The sequence below is a fragment of the Chryseobacterium sp. SIMBA_038 genome (genome assembly GCF_046535115.1).
GTDB lineage: Bacteria > Bacteroidota > Bacteroidia > Flavobacteriales > Weeksellaceae > Chryseobacterium.
Genome location: NZ_JAWRXH010000001.1, coordinates 316765 through 333219, shown reverse-complemented (window position 1 = coordinate 333219; position 16455 = coordinate 316765). Strand labels below are relative to the sequence as shown.

Here is a 16455-nt window from a genome sequence, read left to right as displayed (position 1 = left end):
ATGAAATTGAACTAAATGATATGTTTTTTCATAAATTCTAAACTGCCACGAGCCAATTCCTCGGCATCGTGTGGAGATTTCTGCCATAAAGAAACCATCTGTTGCATTCCGGGAATCGACGATGAAAAATTTTCAAGAACTAAATTCCCTTCAAAATTGATTTCTTTTAAAGCTTTAAAAAGTTCGTTCCAATTTACAGTACCTTCACCAAGCATTCCGCGGTGAGATTCTGTCATGTGAACGTGCTTTAGCTTACTTCCTGCAAGAATAATCGGGTCGTAAAAATTATTCTCCTCAATATTCATATGAAAAGTATCTAAATGAAGGAATAAATTATCTTTTCCTGTTTTTGAAATCAGATCTAAAACATTTTTTGCTGTATTACAAACATAAGTTTCGTAACGATTGATCGGTTCAATTGCGATGTTTACGCCTTTTTCTTTAGCATAATCTGCAACTTTACTCCAAACTTCAACAATAGTTCCAGCTTCATTTTCAGTTAAAGGATTCCCTGAAAACGCTCCGATTCCGCCATGAAGAACGCCTCCTAAAAAATTAGTTTCTAGTTCTGAGGTCTTGTCTACAGCCTGTTTCATTAACTTTTCGGCATCCTCAGGATAGAAAGCAATATGAGCTTCTTTTGGAAGATTTAATGAACAAACAACATCCAGATTATTATCTTTAAGCTGCTGCTTTACTTCTTTGGTATTAAATTCCATTGACGGAGGAAGCAAAATTTCAATTAAATCAAAACCTGCTTTTGCCGTTTTTTCTATTGCATATTTTCCGGCTTCAGGATTCCAGTTTGGGGTGATCCATGAAAGAAGTGAAGCTCCAAATTTTACATTCATTATAATTATTGATTTTTAATTATTCATTTAAAATACCCACCATTCTGTTCTTACGCCAAAGTAAGTTCCGAATCTTTTCGCTCCCGATTGTTGCAAAAATGGTGAATAAAGACTGTTCATTGCCTGATCGTTGTATCTTGATAATTCAGCAATTAATCTAATGTGTGGTCTTGCCCAAACGCTTCTTTCAGCTGTAGGAACCAATGTTGGAGCTAAAACCAATTTTGTCATTGATGCAGGATCCTGAATTCCGTCTTTTCTTGTAGCAAAATGCAATTCGGAAACAATATGGAACCAATTGTTGAAATAATAAGTTGCTCTTAAACCTGTATTAAATTCAGATTTTTTATTAAAAATTTCACGGTTATAATAATCCATTGCTTTATTATCACTGTTTGCTCCACCCTTACTTTGAGTGTAAACAGCATAAGCATTTACAGACCATCTATCAGAAAGATTTAACAAAATATGTTCAACCGCAGTTAAAGAGTACGCACCTTTATAAGTCTTTGTAACTTCATCCGGAGCTCCGTAAGTTCGCCATGTCTGGGTATTACCACCATCTCCACCGTTGGCAATTCCGCCTCCGTATCTCAATGAAATTTGGTTAAAAGATCCCGGAAGTTTTGTTTTTAAATCTGTATTTAATTTTGCTCCCAAAACCCAACCTTTATCTGATGGGTACTGTTGCATAGCATTTTTTCCTGATTTATCTACATTATGAAATTCTGCAAGCAGCTTCAGTTTGTGATCGCCATTTTTAAACGGAATCGTATGCTCCAAAACAAATACTTCTCTTTGTCTGTAGATCAAACTTTTTGTCCCGCTGATTACATTCGTATAAGAATAGGGTGTAGAATTGCTCGCTGCCGTGTCTATTGCTGCTGGAAAGAACATAGAGAAGCTTGTATTTTTATGTTTCACTCCCCAGCCTGTAGCCGAGTGATCATCAAAATAAAAATAATCTGCAATATGTACATCATTAAATCTCAACCATCTGGATCCTGCCCAAACATCCCAATCGCTTCCCATGATATTTCTTGCTTCAACGAAAGCTTCAGGTAAAGCAACGATCATTCCGTGATCCGATTTAGAATCTACGTTTCCTAAAAATGTTCCTCCAGAATAGAAACTTAATCTCGCCTGCATATCAATTTTAGTCCCTTTCGTACTGTCACTACCCACAACAGGAGTGAAATGAAAAGCCGGTAGAAAATCTACATAATCTCCCTGATCCATTCTTCCTCCCAAAGAACCTTGATTATTAAGGTTTAATTGCCTACCTGTGCGCCCATCTGCATTTGGAGAATACGCTGCTCCGATCCTACCCGTTGTTCCAAAAGAGAACTTTTTATTGGTAATAACGATCTGTGCGTTTGAAATTTGACTAGCAATTAGTAAAAGCCAAAAACTATATTTAAAAACATTTGTGTTCATATTTATTATTTAAAAGTTTTCGGTTTGTAGAATTTTAAAGCAAAAACAATAATGATCACATAACAGATAATTGGCAATAAATAAGCATGAGCAACATCTGTTTCTGCAATTTTACCCATAATTGGCGGGAAAAGTGCTCCTCCGAACATCGCCATTACCAAGAAAGAAGATGCCTGTTGAACTTTATTACCCAATCTTTTAAGACCAAGACTGAAAATTGTTGGGTACATTACGCTTAAGAATAAATTCAACATAATTAAACTGATGAATGAAACCCATCCAAAACTTTGAGAAATAATAAGACAAAGCACAATATTACAAGCAGTAAAGATGGCTAAAAGCTTATTAGGCGCAATATATTTCATTAAAAATGTTCCAACGAAACGTCCGATCATCATCATTGCCATACTTAAAGAGAAATAATATGAAGCCTGAGTTTCCTGAAGATGCATTTTTTCTACTCCGTAATTAATGAAGAATGCCCATGTTCCACCTTGTGCTGCAATATTGAAAAACTGAGCAACAACTGCAAAAATAAAGTGTCTTTGTTTCCAAAGCGGTGCATTTGGATCGCTGTCGTGGTGGTGATCTTCGCCAGTTGCATGTTCCAACATTTCAATTTCTTCCGCGTGAGGATCTTTTAAACTTGGAACTTTAATGAACATAAAAATAATAGTGATCACTAAAATTACAATTCCGATCCATGCATACAAGCTTTTTACAGAATCCAGAGAATTATCTTCCTGACCTGCTCCAAAGATGAAAAAACCACCCAATAAAGGCCCGATAATCGCTCCTAATCCGTTGAAAGACTGAGCGAAATTCACTCTCTGATCACTCGTTCTCTCATCTCCTAAAGCCGCAACGAAAGGGTGTGCTACAGTTTCTAAAGTCGCCATCCCCATCGCAAGGATAAATAAAGCTACTCTAAAGAAATCAAAAGACATATTATTCGCAGCAGGAATAAAAAGAAAACATCCGCCTGCGAACAATGACAATCCCAAAATAACGCCTAATTTATACCCAAATTTTTTCATGAAAAGTCCCGCTGGAATTCCCATTAAAGCATACGCTCCAAAGATTGAAAGCTGTACCAGTCCGGATTTTGATTTGGAAATACTAAGCACATTTTGGAAATGCTTGTTCAATACATCTCCCATCGTCAGGGCAATTGCCCAGAAAAAGAACAGGGAGATCACGAAAGAGAATACAACAAGGTACTTCTTTTCAGTAAATTTAGCTGAATTCATAAGTGTGTTTTTTAAAGTGTTAAAAGTTTATTGATAAATTCTAATTTTTAAATTTTTGAAATTCTTCATACTCATAATCCGGGCAAGCACCTGATTTTGAAGTAATAAAAGCACCAAGCGAAATTGCTTCCGTCATGATTTCTTCCGGACTTTTCCCCTGAATTCTTTTAGAAATAAATCCTGAAAGAAAGGCATCACCACTTCCTACCGTATCTGCAATTTTAATCGGAACAGCGCCAAATCCATAATTCCTATCTCCAATAAAATATCTGGCACCTTTACTTCCTTTCGTAAGTACAATTTCTTTGATATTAAAGTGATTTTGAATGAAAGTTACGCTCTCGTCTTCGCTGATATATTCTTCGCTTAAGAATTCCATGATTTGTCTCATTTCAGCTTTGTTCATTTTTACGATATCGGCTTTGTGTAAAAGCTCTTTAATCAAATCAATATCAATGAATGGCGGCCTGAAATTAACATCGAAAATTTTAAGTCTAGCGAATTCTATAAGCTTTAAAAGTGTTTCTTTAGACTTTGGGTTTCTTGCAGAAAGACTTCCAAAAACAAAAGCTTCAGCATTGGATATCAATTCTTTATGCTCAGGTAAAAAATCAATATAATCCCAAGCTACATGATTTACAATGTCGTACGTTGCTTCGTTATGTTCATCAATTTTTGCAATTACGGTGCTTGTTGGATGCTCATTATCAATCTGGATGTATTCTGTGGTCAGTCCCCATCCCTTAATTTGATCTGTTAATTTTTTTCCAAGCTCATCGTTTCCGATTCTGCTTAGCATTTTAACATCAGTTCCCATTTTGTGCACATTATATGCAGCATTGAACGGCGCTCCTCCTGCTCTGGTACCTTCAGGGAATATATCCCAAAGAACTTCACCAAAACAAACTACATAAGGATTTTCTTTTATCATAAGGTTAAACGTTTAAGTTATTCGTTAAATTTTTTATTTCACCGATTTTTTATTAATCAATTTTGCAGGAAAGGTTATTTTTCTACCGTCGACTGAATAATTATCAATCTGAGCATCAAGAACTTTCACTGCTTCTCTTGCCATTTCTATCAAAGGTTGTTGTACAAAACTAATCTCTGTTGGAAAAAGACTGTACGCTTCTGTCTGATCAAAAGCAATTACTGATACATCTTGCGGAACTTTAATATTTTTCTGATTTAAATAGCTTAATCCTGCAATTCCAAGTTTGTTGCTTGAAAAATACAAAGCTGTTTTCTTTGAAAGATCTAAAGTTTCATCAAGACCTTTATAGATATCTTCCGTTATATTATCAATACCAATCAATACTTTTTTATACTGAATATCAGCTGTAGAAATACGTTTATCAAATCCTTCCTGTCTGTCTAGTAGATGTGGAAGCTTGGTATCGTAACCGATATAAATGATTTCTTCAAAATTTTTCTCAACTAAAAATTCGCAAATACTTTCCGAAATCTCAGAATTATTGATCATAATTCCGGGAATATTTACATTTTTCAGGTAACGGTCGATGGTTACGATTGGATATTCTTCTTTTAAAAGTTTTAAAACTGCTTCATCAGAATCCACAACTGGTGCCAGAATCATCCCATCTACCTGCTGTTCAGAGAAAAGCTCTGTTAATTTCCTGAATTTTTCGGGATTTTCATCAGAACTTCCGATAAGCAAAGTATAACCAAATTTCATGGCTTCATCTTCAATATTTCTAGCAATATTAGAATAAAAATCATTCGAAATATCTGCCAAAATAAGCCCTATCAGCTTACTTTTACTCATTTTAAGACTTTTTGCAATCTTATTGGGAGTATAATTAATCGTTTCAGCCACTTCAAGAATTTTTACTTTTGTGGCTTCACTTATTCTGCTTCCTTCTTTTTTATTTAAAACATAGGAAACGGTTGCAACAGAAACTCCTGCAATTCTCGCTATGTCTTTAATGGAAGCTCTCTTCATACTATTTTATCAGTTTACGATGCAAAAGTATCTTATAAAATATAAACAAAACAATAGCTGTATTTTTTTGGTCATTTGGAAAATTATTGTATTTTCGCGCCTTTTTAAATTTTAGAATCAAATAAAATACAAAATACTAATTATCAATAAGTTAAATAAAAATATTATTAATATTAATTTAATGTTAACCAAAAATGAAATCTTTTGATGTTAATTTAGTTATACTTTTGGTTAAACGTTTAGCTTATTAAATTTTAATATATTTTGAAAATAATTTAAAACTTGATAAAAATATCCTTTTATTTAACCTTGTAAAACCAATATTTTTGAAATATTACAATTCATTTTTATGAATATAGACGAAATCCTTGATAATATCTACCCTCTGCCGGAAAGCTCAAAGTTAAGTTTAAAGAAATATATAACTGAGATTTCACATCCTAAAAATTTCTGCTTAATGGAGGCCGAAAAAATAGTTCCCTATATCTATTTTATAAAGAAAGGAATTGTCCGTGCTTATGCTTCTACGGCCGAAAATGATATTACTTTCTGGTTTGGAAGTGAAGGTCAGACCGTGATTTCAATGAGAAGTTATGTTGAAGATAAACCCGGTTATGAAAGCATTGAGTTACTGGAAGATTGCGAATTATATAAACTTGAAACAGAAAGTTTAAGAAAATTATTCAGTGAAGATATACATATTGCGAATTGGGGAAGGAAATTTGCCGAACGAGAACTGATAAAAACCGAAGAACTTATTATTTCAAGACAGTTTAAAACAGCTTTGGAACGGTATAAGGATCTAATGCGCGATAAATCTGATCTTTTGAAAAGAGTTCAATTAGGTCATATTGCTTCGTATTTGGGAATTACACAGGTGAGTTTGAGTAGGATTCGGGCGGAGATTAAGTGAGAGGACCTGAGGGTGTGAGAGTTGTAGAGTTTGAGGGTTTGAGGGTTTTAGTGTTTGAGTTTGAGTGGGATTATTTTTAGCTTTACTTTTATTTTTTAACATTTGTAAAATTTTAATTGCTGATAAATACAGAACTTTGCAGCAGAAAAATTTTAAAAAATGAATTGGATCATCTTAATCATCGCAGGATTATTTGAAGTTGCTTTTGCATCTTGTCTGGGAAAAGTAAAGGAAACAACGGGAACAACCATGTATTTTTGGTTTGCAGGATTTTTGGTTTCGTTAACCGTAAGTATGCTTTTATTGATCAAAGCTACGCAAACCTTACCGATCGGAACAGCTTACGCAGTTTGGACCGGAATTGGTGCAGTAGGTACAGTACTAATGGGAATTTTCTTTTTTAAAGATCCTATAAGTTTTTGGAGAATATTTTTTATTGTGACTTTAGTTGGTTCTGTGATTGGGTTGAAAGCTGTTTCTCATTAAGAATTGAATCTTTTTTGTATCTTTATCAAAACTTATTATCCTATGAAAAAAACTCTATTTCTTTTATTAACCAGCGGTTTACTAGCTGCCCAAACTTCTGAATTACTTTCTAACAACTGGTATATCTCCAAGATGGTAACAAGTACCGGACAGACAACAAATACTCCTTTCATAGATTATGGTGTTCCTGCTTCTACATTTAATTCAGCGGGTGGAACAAGCTATGTATTCAATTCTAAATATTACAATACATCTATTATGAGTTTTGGAATTATGCCTGGCACTACAAATCTTATAAAAACCGCCAGCACATGTACATTGGCAGTATATGATGGAGGAAATGCCATAGCCGCTAGAAATTATGACCTGAGAAACTGTAACATTTATGGTAATGGGGCGTATGCATCGGTTTATAGTTATCAGATAACAACAAATGGTAATTTAAAAACATTAGCTATTACAGACCCTTCAGGAAATATTGTATATTATAATAATACTTCCCAATTGGGTACCAAAGAAAGTGAGGCTGCCAAGAAAGTTTTTACAGCGTATCCTAACCCTGTGAAAGATGTTTTAAATATCGAAAATATTGAAAGAAATCTTCCTGTAAAAATTTATGATATGTCTGGAAAATTGGTTTTTGAGACTAAAACGGATGACAAAAAAGTGAAAATTGAAACAAGTAACTTACAAAATGGTCAATATATTTTAGCTATAGAAAATTATGCACCTTATAAATTTACAAAAGAATAAATTTCTCTATTGATAAAAGCAAAACGTCTTCAAAAATATTTGAAGACGTTTTTTTATTTTTTATAAACAACAGGTAAGATTTCATTTTGTCTTAACCCGTATTTTTTGATTTCTTCTTCTGTAAACTCTTGAGAATAGAAATTAGGTTCTGTTTCAAAACCGGCTTTTCTTAAGCGGTCAAAATAATCCATTCCGTACCAACGGACGTGGTCGTATTGTCCGAAATGTTTTTGACGTTCTTTTGGGTCTTTAATCGTGAAATCTTCATAGGTTTTCTCCAATGAATTTCTCATCGGAACCTGAAAAATACCCCACCCGCCTGGTTTCATAACTCTATATAATTCACTGATTGCTTTTGCATCGTCTTCGATATGTTCTAAAACATGATTACAAAAGACAATATCAAAACTTTCATCAGCAAAAGGAAGATCCAGAATATCAGCTTTTACATCTACGATCGGAGAAAATAAATCTGCTGAAATATAATCCAGATTCTTCATTCTCTTGAATTTCCTTAAAAATTCCTGCTCGGGAGCAATATGTAAAACTTTAGCATTTTTAATGAAAAAATCAGTTTCATTTTGAAGATACAGCCACATCTGGCGGTGTCTTTCCAAACTTAAAGTTCCCGGAGACAAAGCATTTTCTCTCTGATTTCCATAACCGTAAGGAAGAAACTTTCGGTAAGATCTCCCGTCGATAGGATCAAAGAAATTTTCTCCTTTAAAAAACTGATAAATAAGAGGTCTCGCCCAGATACTCATTTTAATAAGCATCGGACGCGGAATTTTATTTAATAAAAGTTTCGTTACTTTTTTCATTAAAAATCCATTTGGAAAGGCTCCTCTTCATTGCTTACGATTCCTAAAGCTTCGTAAACATACTTAAATGTAGAAAGTAATACCGGTTTCCCGTTGATTACCGCTACATCATGTTCGAAATGTGCAGAAGGTAAGTTATCTAAAGTAGTAACCGTCCAACCATCATTATGGAATTTAACTTTCTCTGTACCAAGGTTGATCATCGGCTCGATAGCAATTGCCAAACCGTCTTTAATCACTTTTCCACTTCCTTGTTTTCCGTAGTTAGGAACCTGAGGATCTTCGTGCATTTTTCTTCCTAAACCATGACCAACAAGCTCTTTTACAACTCCATACCCCTCTTTTTCACAGTGAGCTTGGATTGCGTGAGAAATATCACCAATTCTTTTTCCTCTTACACATTGCGCGATTCCTTTATACAAAGATTCTTTAGCAACTTTCAACAATTTTTTAACTTCAGGTTTTACTTCTCCGATCTCGAAAGTATAGGCATGATCTCCAACGAAACCGTTTAAAACAGCTCCACAATCTACAGAAAGCACGTCACCTTCTTTCACAATATCATTGTTTGGAAAACCGTGTACAACCTGATCATTTGGAGAGATACATAAAGAGTTTGGAAAACCTCCATATCCTAAAAATGCAGGTTCAGCACCGTGGTCTTTAATAAAATCATGTGCTAATTTATCTAAATATAAAGTAGTAATCCCTGGTTTGATCTCTTTCGCCAACATTCCTAATGTTCTTGAAACCAACTGAGCACTTTCTTTCATAAGACGAAGCTCGTCTATTGTTTTTAATTGAATCATTTTTTTGTTTAGATATTAGAAATTAGATGATAGAAACTAGATTAAAAGCTTATGCCTTTTTTCATAACATCTAATATTTTCTGATTAAAATTTAAAATTAAAAGCTGATTTAAAAACTAATTTCTAACATCTAACTTCTAATTTCTTATAAAAATCTACCAGAAAAGTCCTTTTTTCTTTTCTTTTTTAAGTTTAGAATAGGCTAAAACCTCTTTTCCTTCTACACGGAATTCTATTCTTTCATTAATGATATTGTAGATTTCACCCCAACCTGGGAATCCACCTAGATTTCTGTCATCAATGAACCAATCGGCATCCAGCTTTCTTGATTGTGTTTCATGATCAAAAACCTCGCCTTCAAAACTTGAATTTACGGCATAGAATTCTATTCCGTTTTGTTTGCAGAATTCTACTGCTTCATCCAACGTTTTTCCGTGTCTGTATGTCCAAAGGATTAATCTGAATCCCTGACCTTGTAATTTTTTTAATGTTTCGAAAGCAAAAATCTTCGCTTTTCCAATTGCCGGATATGCATCATCAACGATTGTTCCGTCAAAATCCACAGCAATTTTTTTATTATTCATCATTTACCTTATGATTTAGAAGTGCAAAGATAAGAAATAATAAAGAGTGCCAAAAAACTTGACACTCTTACTTTATAATTTAATGATAATATGGAACTAACTTTTTACCCAGCTAAACTGAAACTGTAGATCCGGAGTAGAAACTCTGTCTGTGATTTTCTGTAATCTTCCCGGCAATTTCATTAGATATTCCTGAGCTTTTTCTGCTTTTTCAGTAAGACCTGTTACATGCTCAATCTTCCATTCATCCAATAAGTCTTTCATAATATTGATGTAATCCTGACCTGTATACACCATACATCTTTGCGCTGCATCTGAGAAATGTCCCCAAAGTTCACCGGCTTTCTGACCAGATTGTCTCATCAAATGCGCAGGCATAACAATTTTCTTACGCATCATATCTTCAAATGCCAAGATCATTTCTGATGGATCTAATTCTAAAATTTTTGCTACGAAATGTTTGTAAGCTTTAGCGTGTCTCGCTTCATCGGCAGCAATTACGCCACACATTTTAGCTAGTTTTCCGTTTCCGGACTGCTTTGCCAATGTTCCTACTCTTCTGTGAGAAATATTGGTCGCTGTTTCCTGAAAACTTGTATATACGAAGTTTCTGTATGGGTCCATACTTGTACCGATATCGAAACCGTCACTGATTAAATATTGAGTTGTGATCTCGACCTGTCTCATATTTACTCTTCCACACAGATAAAGATATTTGTTTAATAAATCTCCGTGTCTGTTTTCTTCACCTGTCCAAGATCTGATCCAGTTTGCCCAGCCAACTTTGTTTTCTTCCTGATTGATTCCATCAACACCCATTAACCAAGACTCGTATGATGGAAGAGCTTCTTCCGTAATACAGTCTCCAATTAATGTTACGAAAAGATCGTAAGGCATTTCACGGGCGAAAGTCTGAATTTCTTCTAAATCATGCTTAAAATCATCACTTGACGGATCCGGAAGATAGTCTGAGGGCTGCCAAATTTTCTCAATTGGCGTCAAAAATTTTTCTAGAAAAGAACCTACTTCCTTTTCCAATATTCCCATTACTTCTTTCCTTACAAGACTGTGATACATTTTAACTATTTAGATTTTAATTTACAAAGATAGGATTTATTTATTATTTGGCGCATAATAACATATGTAACTCATAATATGTCTGACATAAATCATAAAAAATACCATTCTAAAGATAGAACGGTATTTTTTTAACATTATTATTGATTTTAGCTAACTAAAATATCTCCAGTCATAATTTCAGGGGTTTCTATTCCCATTACTTTAAGAATTGTTGGAGCAACATCTCCTAATTTTCCTGGTTTTAAATTCCAGGTATGATCTTTATCCATCACAATAAATGGAACCAAATTCGTTGAATGCTGTGTGTTTGGAGTTCCATCCGGATTGATCATTACATCTGAGTTTCCGTGATCCGCCAAAATGAAAACTGCGTAACCATTTTCATAAGCTGTAGTTGCTACTTTCTCGATACATTTATCAACTGTTTCGGCAGCTTTTACTGCAGCTTCAAAAACTCCTGTATGACCAACCATATCTGTATTTGCGAAATTTAAACAAATGAAATCAGCCGTTCCATTTTCTAATTCGGGAACGATAGCGTTGGTGATATCGTAAGCTGACATTTCTGGTTTTAAATCGTAAGTCGGAACATCTTTCGGGCTTGGACAAAGCAATCTTCTCTCTCCAACAAATTCCTCTTCTCGACCTCCTGAAAAGAAGAATGTAACGTGAGGATATTTCTCTGTTTCCGCAATTCTGATCTGCGTTTTATTATTTCTTTCTAAAACCTCTCCCATTGTATCCTGAAGAACATTTTCATCAAAAACTACATGTACATTTTGGTAGGTTTTGTCGTAATTCGTCAGTGTAACGTAATATAAATTCAACTTACGCATAGAGTAATCAGGATAATCCTGCTGAGAAAGCACTTCTGTAATCTCACGACCTCTGTCTGTACGGAAATTGAAAGAAATTACCACATCATTATCTGTAATTTTAGCCACAGGAACAATGTTTCCGGTTTGTTTTTGATCGATCATGATGATCGGTTTCAAGAATTCATCCGTTACATTATTATCGTAAGATTCTTTGATTGAAGCTAAAGCATCCGTTGATTGCAAACCAACTCCATCAACCATTGCATCGTAAGCCAGTTTTACACGCTCCCATCTTTTATCTCTGTCCATCGCATAATAACGGCCAATAACAGTTGCCAGTTTTCCGGTTGTATGAGTCATATGCTTTTGAAGCTCATCAATAAAGCCAAACCCTGAATGAGGATCGCAGTCTCTACCGTCTGTAAAAGCATGAACAAAAACGTTATCATGTAAACCAAATTCCCCTGCAGCTGTTAAAAGACCTTTCAGGTGATTGATATGTGAATGCACTCCTCCATTAGAAACCAATCCGATGAAGTGTACTTTTTTATTTTCTCTTTTAGCGTATTCAAATGCTTCCTGAATAGCTTTTTCGTGACCTAATGTTCCGTTTTCAACGGCCATATTCAGTTTAACAAGGTTTTGGTATACTACTCTACCTGCTCCTAAATTCATATGTCCAACTTCAGAATTCCCCATCTGTCCGAAAGGAAGTCCAACCGCCAAACCACTCGCCTCAAGCGTTGTGTGAGGAAATTTCGTATAACAACTATCTATAAATGGTGTATTTGCTTTGTCTAATGCTGAAACGTCTGGATTAAGACCTAATCCCCATCCGTCAAGGATCGCTAATATTGCTTTTTTTGACATTATTTTATAACTTTTGTACTACAAATTTATCTATTTTAGAATGAATTGAAGAATTTGAAAGACTTAAATTTTTATTAAAATATTTTCATATAAAAACGCAATCATCTGTGCAAATCTGTGTAATCTGTGGGAGAAAAAATCATTAATTCGAGACCTAATCTTTACATTTGTGAAATTTGTGTTTAAAATATTTCCCACAGATTACACAGATTTGCACAGATGTTTATGGTTAGTAATTAATTTATTTTTAATTTTGCTTTATGGATTTACGAGATCAATTGAAAAACCTTTTTCCTACTCATGAGGAGCAGGATTTTGAGATGCCCGAAGAGCAATTTAAGCAAAAAGAGCCTTTGGTATGTAAGTTTGAGAAAAAAGGAAGAAACGGAAAACCTGTAACAATCGTTGAAGGTTGGGAAGGAAGCGAGGAAGATTTAAAGAAAATCTCAAAAAAAATAAAAACCACACTGGGAATAGGTGGTTCTGAAAAGGATGGAACGATTATTATTCAAGGGGATAATCGTGATAAAATAATGGATATCCTTAAAGAAATGGGGTATAAAACCAAAAGAGTCGGCGGATAAATTAGAAATAGATCTGCGCCTGAGGAAGTAAGGTTTTTAACTCCTCAATTTTATTTTTTGTCATTGGATTTCCTGTTAGAATCAATGTTTTAAGATTTTTCAAGTGTTTAATTTCTGTTGGAAGGTCTTTTAAATTATTGTTCGCTAAATTCATACTCACAACATTCTTCAAACCTTTTATTTTAGGAGAAATCTCCTGAATATTGTTGTCGCTTACGTTCAGAAACTCTAGATTTTTTGAACTAAATAATTTTTCCGGCAGTTTTGCGATCGCATTTTGTTGTAATTCTAAATATTTAATGTCTTTCGGAAACTTTAAATTGCCTAAGTCATTGATCTGATTTCCTGAAAGATTTAAAGACTTTAAATTTTTGATTTCATCTAAATCATCAGCAATAAAACTGATCTGGTTTCCCTGTAAATTAATTTCTTCCAGCGTTGGAATTTTCATTAACGCTTCAGGAAAAACATTTAAACTATTGGCATCAAGGTGAATTACTTTAAGATTTTGAAGCTTTGCTAAGTTTGGATTAATGCTAGTTAAACTATTAAGATTGATAGAAAATGAGGTCAATTTTGTTAAATTTCCTATTTCGTCTGGAATGAATTTAATGCTGTTTTCATTCAAGTTTAATATTTCCAGTTCTTTTAATGAAAAAATTTCGTCATCCATTTTTTCTAATTTATTTCCCATGATATTCAGGAAAAATATAGCACTGAGCTTTTTAATTTCAGGAGGAAGATTAAACAGTCCTTTATCTCTGAAACTCATGCTATAAATGGTTTTTCCGCTTTTTAAAGCATCATCAACATTCGTATAAGTAGGATATTTTACAGGATCAATCTGAGCTTTTGCCTGACCAAGTGAGATAATGGAAATAAGAACGAAAAGTTTTTTCATAAAAAAGATAAAAAGCCACCGATAATAAATTACCGGCAGCTAAAATTATTAATAACTATTTCTTTAAAAGTTTCACTGTTTTCTGGAAACCTTCTGCTTCAATATTCAAGATCAATACTCTTGAAGCTTCAAGTTGTGAAGTGAAATCAAGATCTAATGATTTGTTTGAACCTGCATATTTCTTCGTGAAAACAATTTTACCGTCCATGCTGTAAGCTGTTACTGAAATGTCTTTTAATCCTTTTGGAGAGTTAATTTTAACCATTCCGGAAGTTGGATTTGGAGCCACTGTTACTGTATTTTCTGCAGCATGATCAACCGTTCCTAAAGCTCCTGTTGTTCCTAAATTATCTTTAAGAGCCACAACGATCGTTGCCGATTTCCCTCTGTAGTCAATTGTATTTCCTGTAGCATCTTCGTCTGTAAGAATTGTAGAATCAGGGTGTTGAATTGAGAAGAATCCAAATTTATGATCCGGTGTAAATGTAAGACCTGTAGGCTCTGATCCTGCCGGCATAGAAGCAAACAATTTCACTTTTGGATTTGCCTGAGTATGATCCGGAGCAATTACCCAGATGTAGTTTTTACCACCATCCTGAAGTACCCAAAGATTTCCTAATTCATCGAAAGTAAGATTGTCATTACCATCTCCCCAAGCTTCAGATTTCGTTCCCTGTGCAGTTGTGAAAGAATATACAGTAGAAAGACCTCCTACGAAAGTTTCTACTTGGGAAGCGGTAGTTCCATTATCCTGTAAACGGTATACCTTATTTAAACCTTTAGCCGTAAAATAGATTTTTCCGTCTAACGGGCTAATGTCTACATCTTCTACTCCATTGAAAGAAGTTCCGCCTAATGATTGAGCTAAAGAAGCTGTATTATTTTGATCTGCTTTAGTTTTATTAGGAATCTGAATCCATGTAGCTGTTGTTCCTACAGGATCTCCATTGCTTAATCCCTGATCTAATTTTAAAACATATAAGTTTCCTGAAGCAAGGTTGTTTGGAGTATCCATGATATATTTATAAACCATGTGAGTTCCACCATCTTCACCGTAATATGCTGTAGTTCCTGCATTATTCACCACAACATTTTCGTGGTTCATGATACCCATCTGCCATAGTTTTCCTTTAGATCCGTCAGCGTTTTGAGAAATAACCTGAGCTGTTGCAGGGTCAATTTCTACCAACCATCCGTAATCCTTCATTCCATCAGCATTTACGTCACTTGCAGTTGTCTGCTCTTCAGCTGTAACTACAGTTCCCCAAGGTGTAACCCCACCAGAACAGTTTCTGATCGTTTGTACTAAACTTGGTGCTGAGAAACTTACGGCTCTAGATTTTGTTAATTGCCAAAGTTTTGTTGTAGCGTTATAATTGATTTCCGCCATGGTAACACCACCCGGATTTGTCTCGTGGTTTACAGAAAGATAACCGTTTGTGCTGCTTGCATTTTTAGCAACATAAGCCGTAAAGTCATTTTGACCTCCAACTAATCCACCTCCTTCTGTGTAATTATCACCTTCTTTTAAAATAAGCTGATATTTATGTTCAGTTGGAATGATTAATTTTGCTGTTTGTGCCGTCGGAACGATAGATGTAAAACAACTGATGTGCATTGAATTACAAGTCGTCGGATTTGTTGTATTTGTCGTTGTTTTTAGATAAGCATCAATTCTTAAATCTGAACTTGAAGCTCCTCTGTTGTGCAATTCGATAGAAATTCTGTTGGTTCCGTTAACGAATTTTGATTTTGGAATTGAGAAAATATTATACACACTTTCTGCAGCTCCGTCAATTGTAGTGCTTGATAATGTATTGAAATCAATAGTACCAGCCGGCATATTATCTCTTACCACTTCTTCACCGTTTAGGTAAACAACGATACCGTCGTCTCTCATTACGCCTAATTCCATAGTATCACTTAAAGTAGATAAATTTACCGTGATATCTTTAGCAAAATAAGCCGTCATAAGACCTGAATTAATAGTCGTTGTAACAGGATCACCGTATCCCAGAGGACCAACTCCGGTAGTCCAAGTTGAAATATCAAAAGTCTTGTCTTTCCATTGAGCAACCTGTGCCTGATTATTATCTTTGTAGCTCCACGACGAATTTTTGTCGAATACGTAAGTCTGCGCCTGAAATAGAGAACTTGTCACTAATATAAGGCCTGCAACTGTTAGTAGTTTTTTCTTCATTTTAAATTTGATTTATTAGACACTGCAAAACTATTTTATTATCGCTATCCCTCTATTAATAAGACTTTAAATAAATCTTGCTGAATATTAATAAATCAGGAACCTAATGTTAATTAGATTAATTTTATGTTAAAT

The 16455-nt window shown here is 34.5% G+C and carries 16 protein-coding genes; 4 read left to right on the top strand and 12 right to left on the bottom strand.

The annotated features are described in order from the left end of the window. Positions 1-11: 11 nt before the first annotated feature. Genes SB689_RS01465 through SB689_RS01445 form a run of 5 tightly spaced genes read right to left on the bottom strand, consistent with a single transcriptional unit; the run spans position 12 to position 5501 of the window. Positions 12-851: a sugar phosphate isomerase/epimerase family protein gene (locus tag SB689_RS01465; RefSeq protein ID WP_410690322.1), complete on the bottom strand. Its 840-nt coding sequence runs from the start codon at positions 849-851 to the stop codon at positions 12-14. Between the two features lie 27 nt (positions 852-878). Further along, positions 879-2288 (bottom strand): carbohydrate porin, encoded by a 1410-nt coding sequence (locus SB689_RS01460; RefSeq protein WP_410690321.1) that lies wholly within the window; start codon positions 2286-2288, stop codon positions 879-881. A gap of 5 nt (positions 2289-2293) precedes the next feature. Continuing rightward, positions 2294-3538, bottom strand: a complete 1245-nt coding sequence (fucP, locus tag SB689_RS01455; RefSeq protein ID WP_410690320.1) for an L-fucose:H+ symporter permease — start codon at positions 3536-3538, stop codon at positions 2294-2296. Positions 3539-3578: 40 nt separating this feature from the next. Beyond that, positions 3579-4469, bottom strand: coding sequence for a carbohydrate kinase family protein (locus SB689_RS01450; protein WP_410690319.1), 891 nt, complete (start codon positions 4467-4469; stop codon positions 3579-3581). Between the two features lie 33 nt (positions 4470-4502). Beyond that, the gene (locus SB689_RS01445; protein ID WP_410690318.1) at positions 4503-5501 is read right to left on the bottom strand and encodes a LacI family DNA-binding transcriptional regulator; all 999 of its coding nucleotides are present in this window, start codon (positions 5499-5501) and stop codon (positions 4503-4505) included. 349 nt (positions 5502-5850) lie between these two features. Between SB689_RS01445 and SB689_RS01440 the strand changes: the two genes are divergently transcribed. The 3 genes from SB689_RS01440 to SB689_RS01430 all read left to right on the top strand — a co-directional run bounded on the left by SB689_RS01440 (position 5851) and on the right by SB689_RS01430 (position 7653). Further along, positions 5851-6414 (top strand): Crp/Fnr family transcriptional regulator, encoded by a 564-nt coding sequence (locus SB689_RS01440; protein WP_410690317.1) that lies wholly within the window; start codon positions 5851-5853, stop codon positions 6412-6414. Positions 6415-6573: 159 nt separating this feature from the next. Further along, positions 6574-6900, top strand: a complete 327-nt coding sequence (locus tag SB689_RS01435) for a DMT family transporter (RefSeq protein WP_410690316.1) — start codon at positions 6574-6576, stop codon at positions 6898-6900. Between the two features lie 42 nt (positions 6901-6942). After that, entirely contained in the window at positions 6943-7653 is a 711-nt protein-coding gene (locus SB689_RS01430) for a T9SS type A sorting domain-containing protein (RefSeq protein ID WP_410690315.1), read from the top strand. Between the two features lie 53 nt (positions 7654-7706). Here the strand turns inward: SB689_RS01430 and SB689_RS01425 are convergent, their stop codons facing one another. From SB689_RS01425 to gpmI, 5 genes are all read right to left on the bottom strand, one after another. Continuing rightward, the gene (locus tag SB689_RS01425) at positions 7707-8474 is read right to left on the bottom strand and encodes a class I SAM-dependent methyltransferase (protein ID WP_410690314.1); all 768 of its coding nucleotides are present in this window, start codon (positions 8472-8474) and stop codon (positions 7707-7709) included. Continuing rightward, positions 8474-9283: a type I methionyl aminopeptidase gene (map, locus tag SB689_RS01420; protein WP_066758769.1), complete on the bottom strand. Its 810-nt coding sequence runs from the start codon at positions 9281-9283 to the stop codon at positions 8474-8476. The genes SB689_RS01425 and map overlap by 1 nt, the downstream gene beginning before the upstream one ends. 155 nt (positions 9284-9438) lie before the next feature. Further along, positions 9439-9870 carry a BT0820 family HAD-type phosphatase gene (locus tag SB689_RS01415; RefSeq protein ID WP_410690312.1) on the bottom strand — a complete coding sequence of 144 codons (432 nt, stop codon included), beginning with the start codon at positions 9868-9870 and terminating at the stop codon, positions 9439-9441. 93 nt (positions 9871-9963) lie between these two features. Continuing rightward, on the bottom strand, positions 9964-10944 hold the full coding sequence (locus tag SB689_RS01410; RefSeq protein WP_410690311.1) for an acyl-ACP desaturase: 981 nt from the start codon (positions 10942-10944) through the stop codon (positions 9964-9966). A 149-nt stretch (positions 10945-11093) separates the two neighbouring features. Next, positions 11094-12635 (bottom strand): 2,3-bisphosphoglycerate-independent phosphoglycerate mutase, encoded by a 1542-nt coding sequence (gene gpmI / locus SB689_RS01405; protein WP_410690309.1) that lies wholly within the window; start codon positions 12633-12635, stop codon positions 11094-11096. A gap of 260 nt (positions 12636-12895) precedes the next feature. Here gpmI and SB689_RS01400 point away from each other — a divergent pair, with 260 nt between their 5' ends. Then, positions 12896-13219 (top strand): translation initiation factor, encoded by a 324-nt coding sequence (locus SB689_RS01400; RefSeq protein ID WP_066758781.1) that lies wholly within the window; start codon positions 12896-12898, stop codon positions 13217-13219. 1 nt (position 13220) lies between these two features. Here the strand turns inward: SB689_RS01400 and SB689_RS01395 are convergent, their stop codons facing one another. Both SB689_RS01395 and SB689_RS01390 read right to left on the bottom strand, forming a co-directional pair. Further along, on the bottom strand, positions 13221-14120 hold the full coding sequence (locus tag SB689_RS01395) for a leucine-rich repeat domain-containing protein (protein WP_410690307.1): 900 nt from the start codon (positions 14118-14120) through the stop codon (positions 13221-13223). Between the two features lie 55 nt (positions 14121-14175). Then, positions 14176-16320 carry an alkaline phosphatase PhoX gene (locus tag SB689_RS01390; RefSeq protein ID WP_410690306.1) on the bottom strand — a complete coding sequence of 715 codons (2145 nt, stop codon included), beginning with the start codon at positions 16318-16320 and terminating at the stop codon, positions 14176-14178. Positions 16321-16455: the final 135 nt, after the last annotated feature.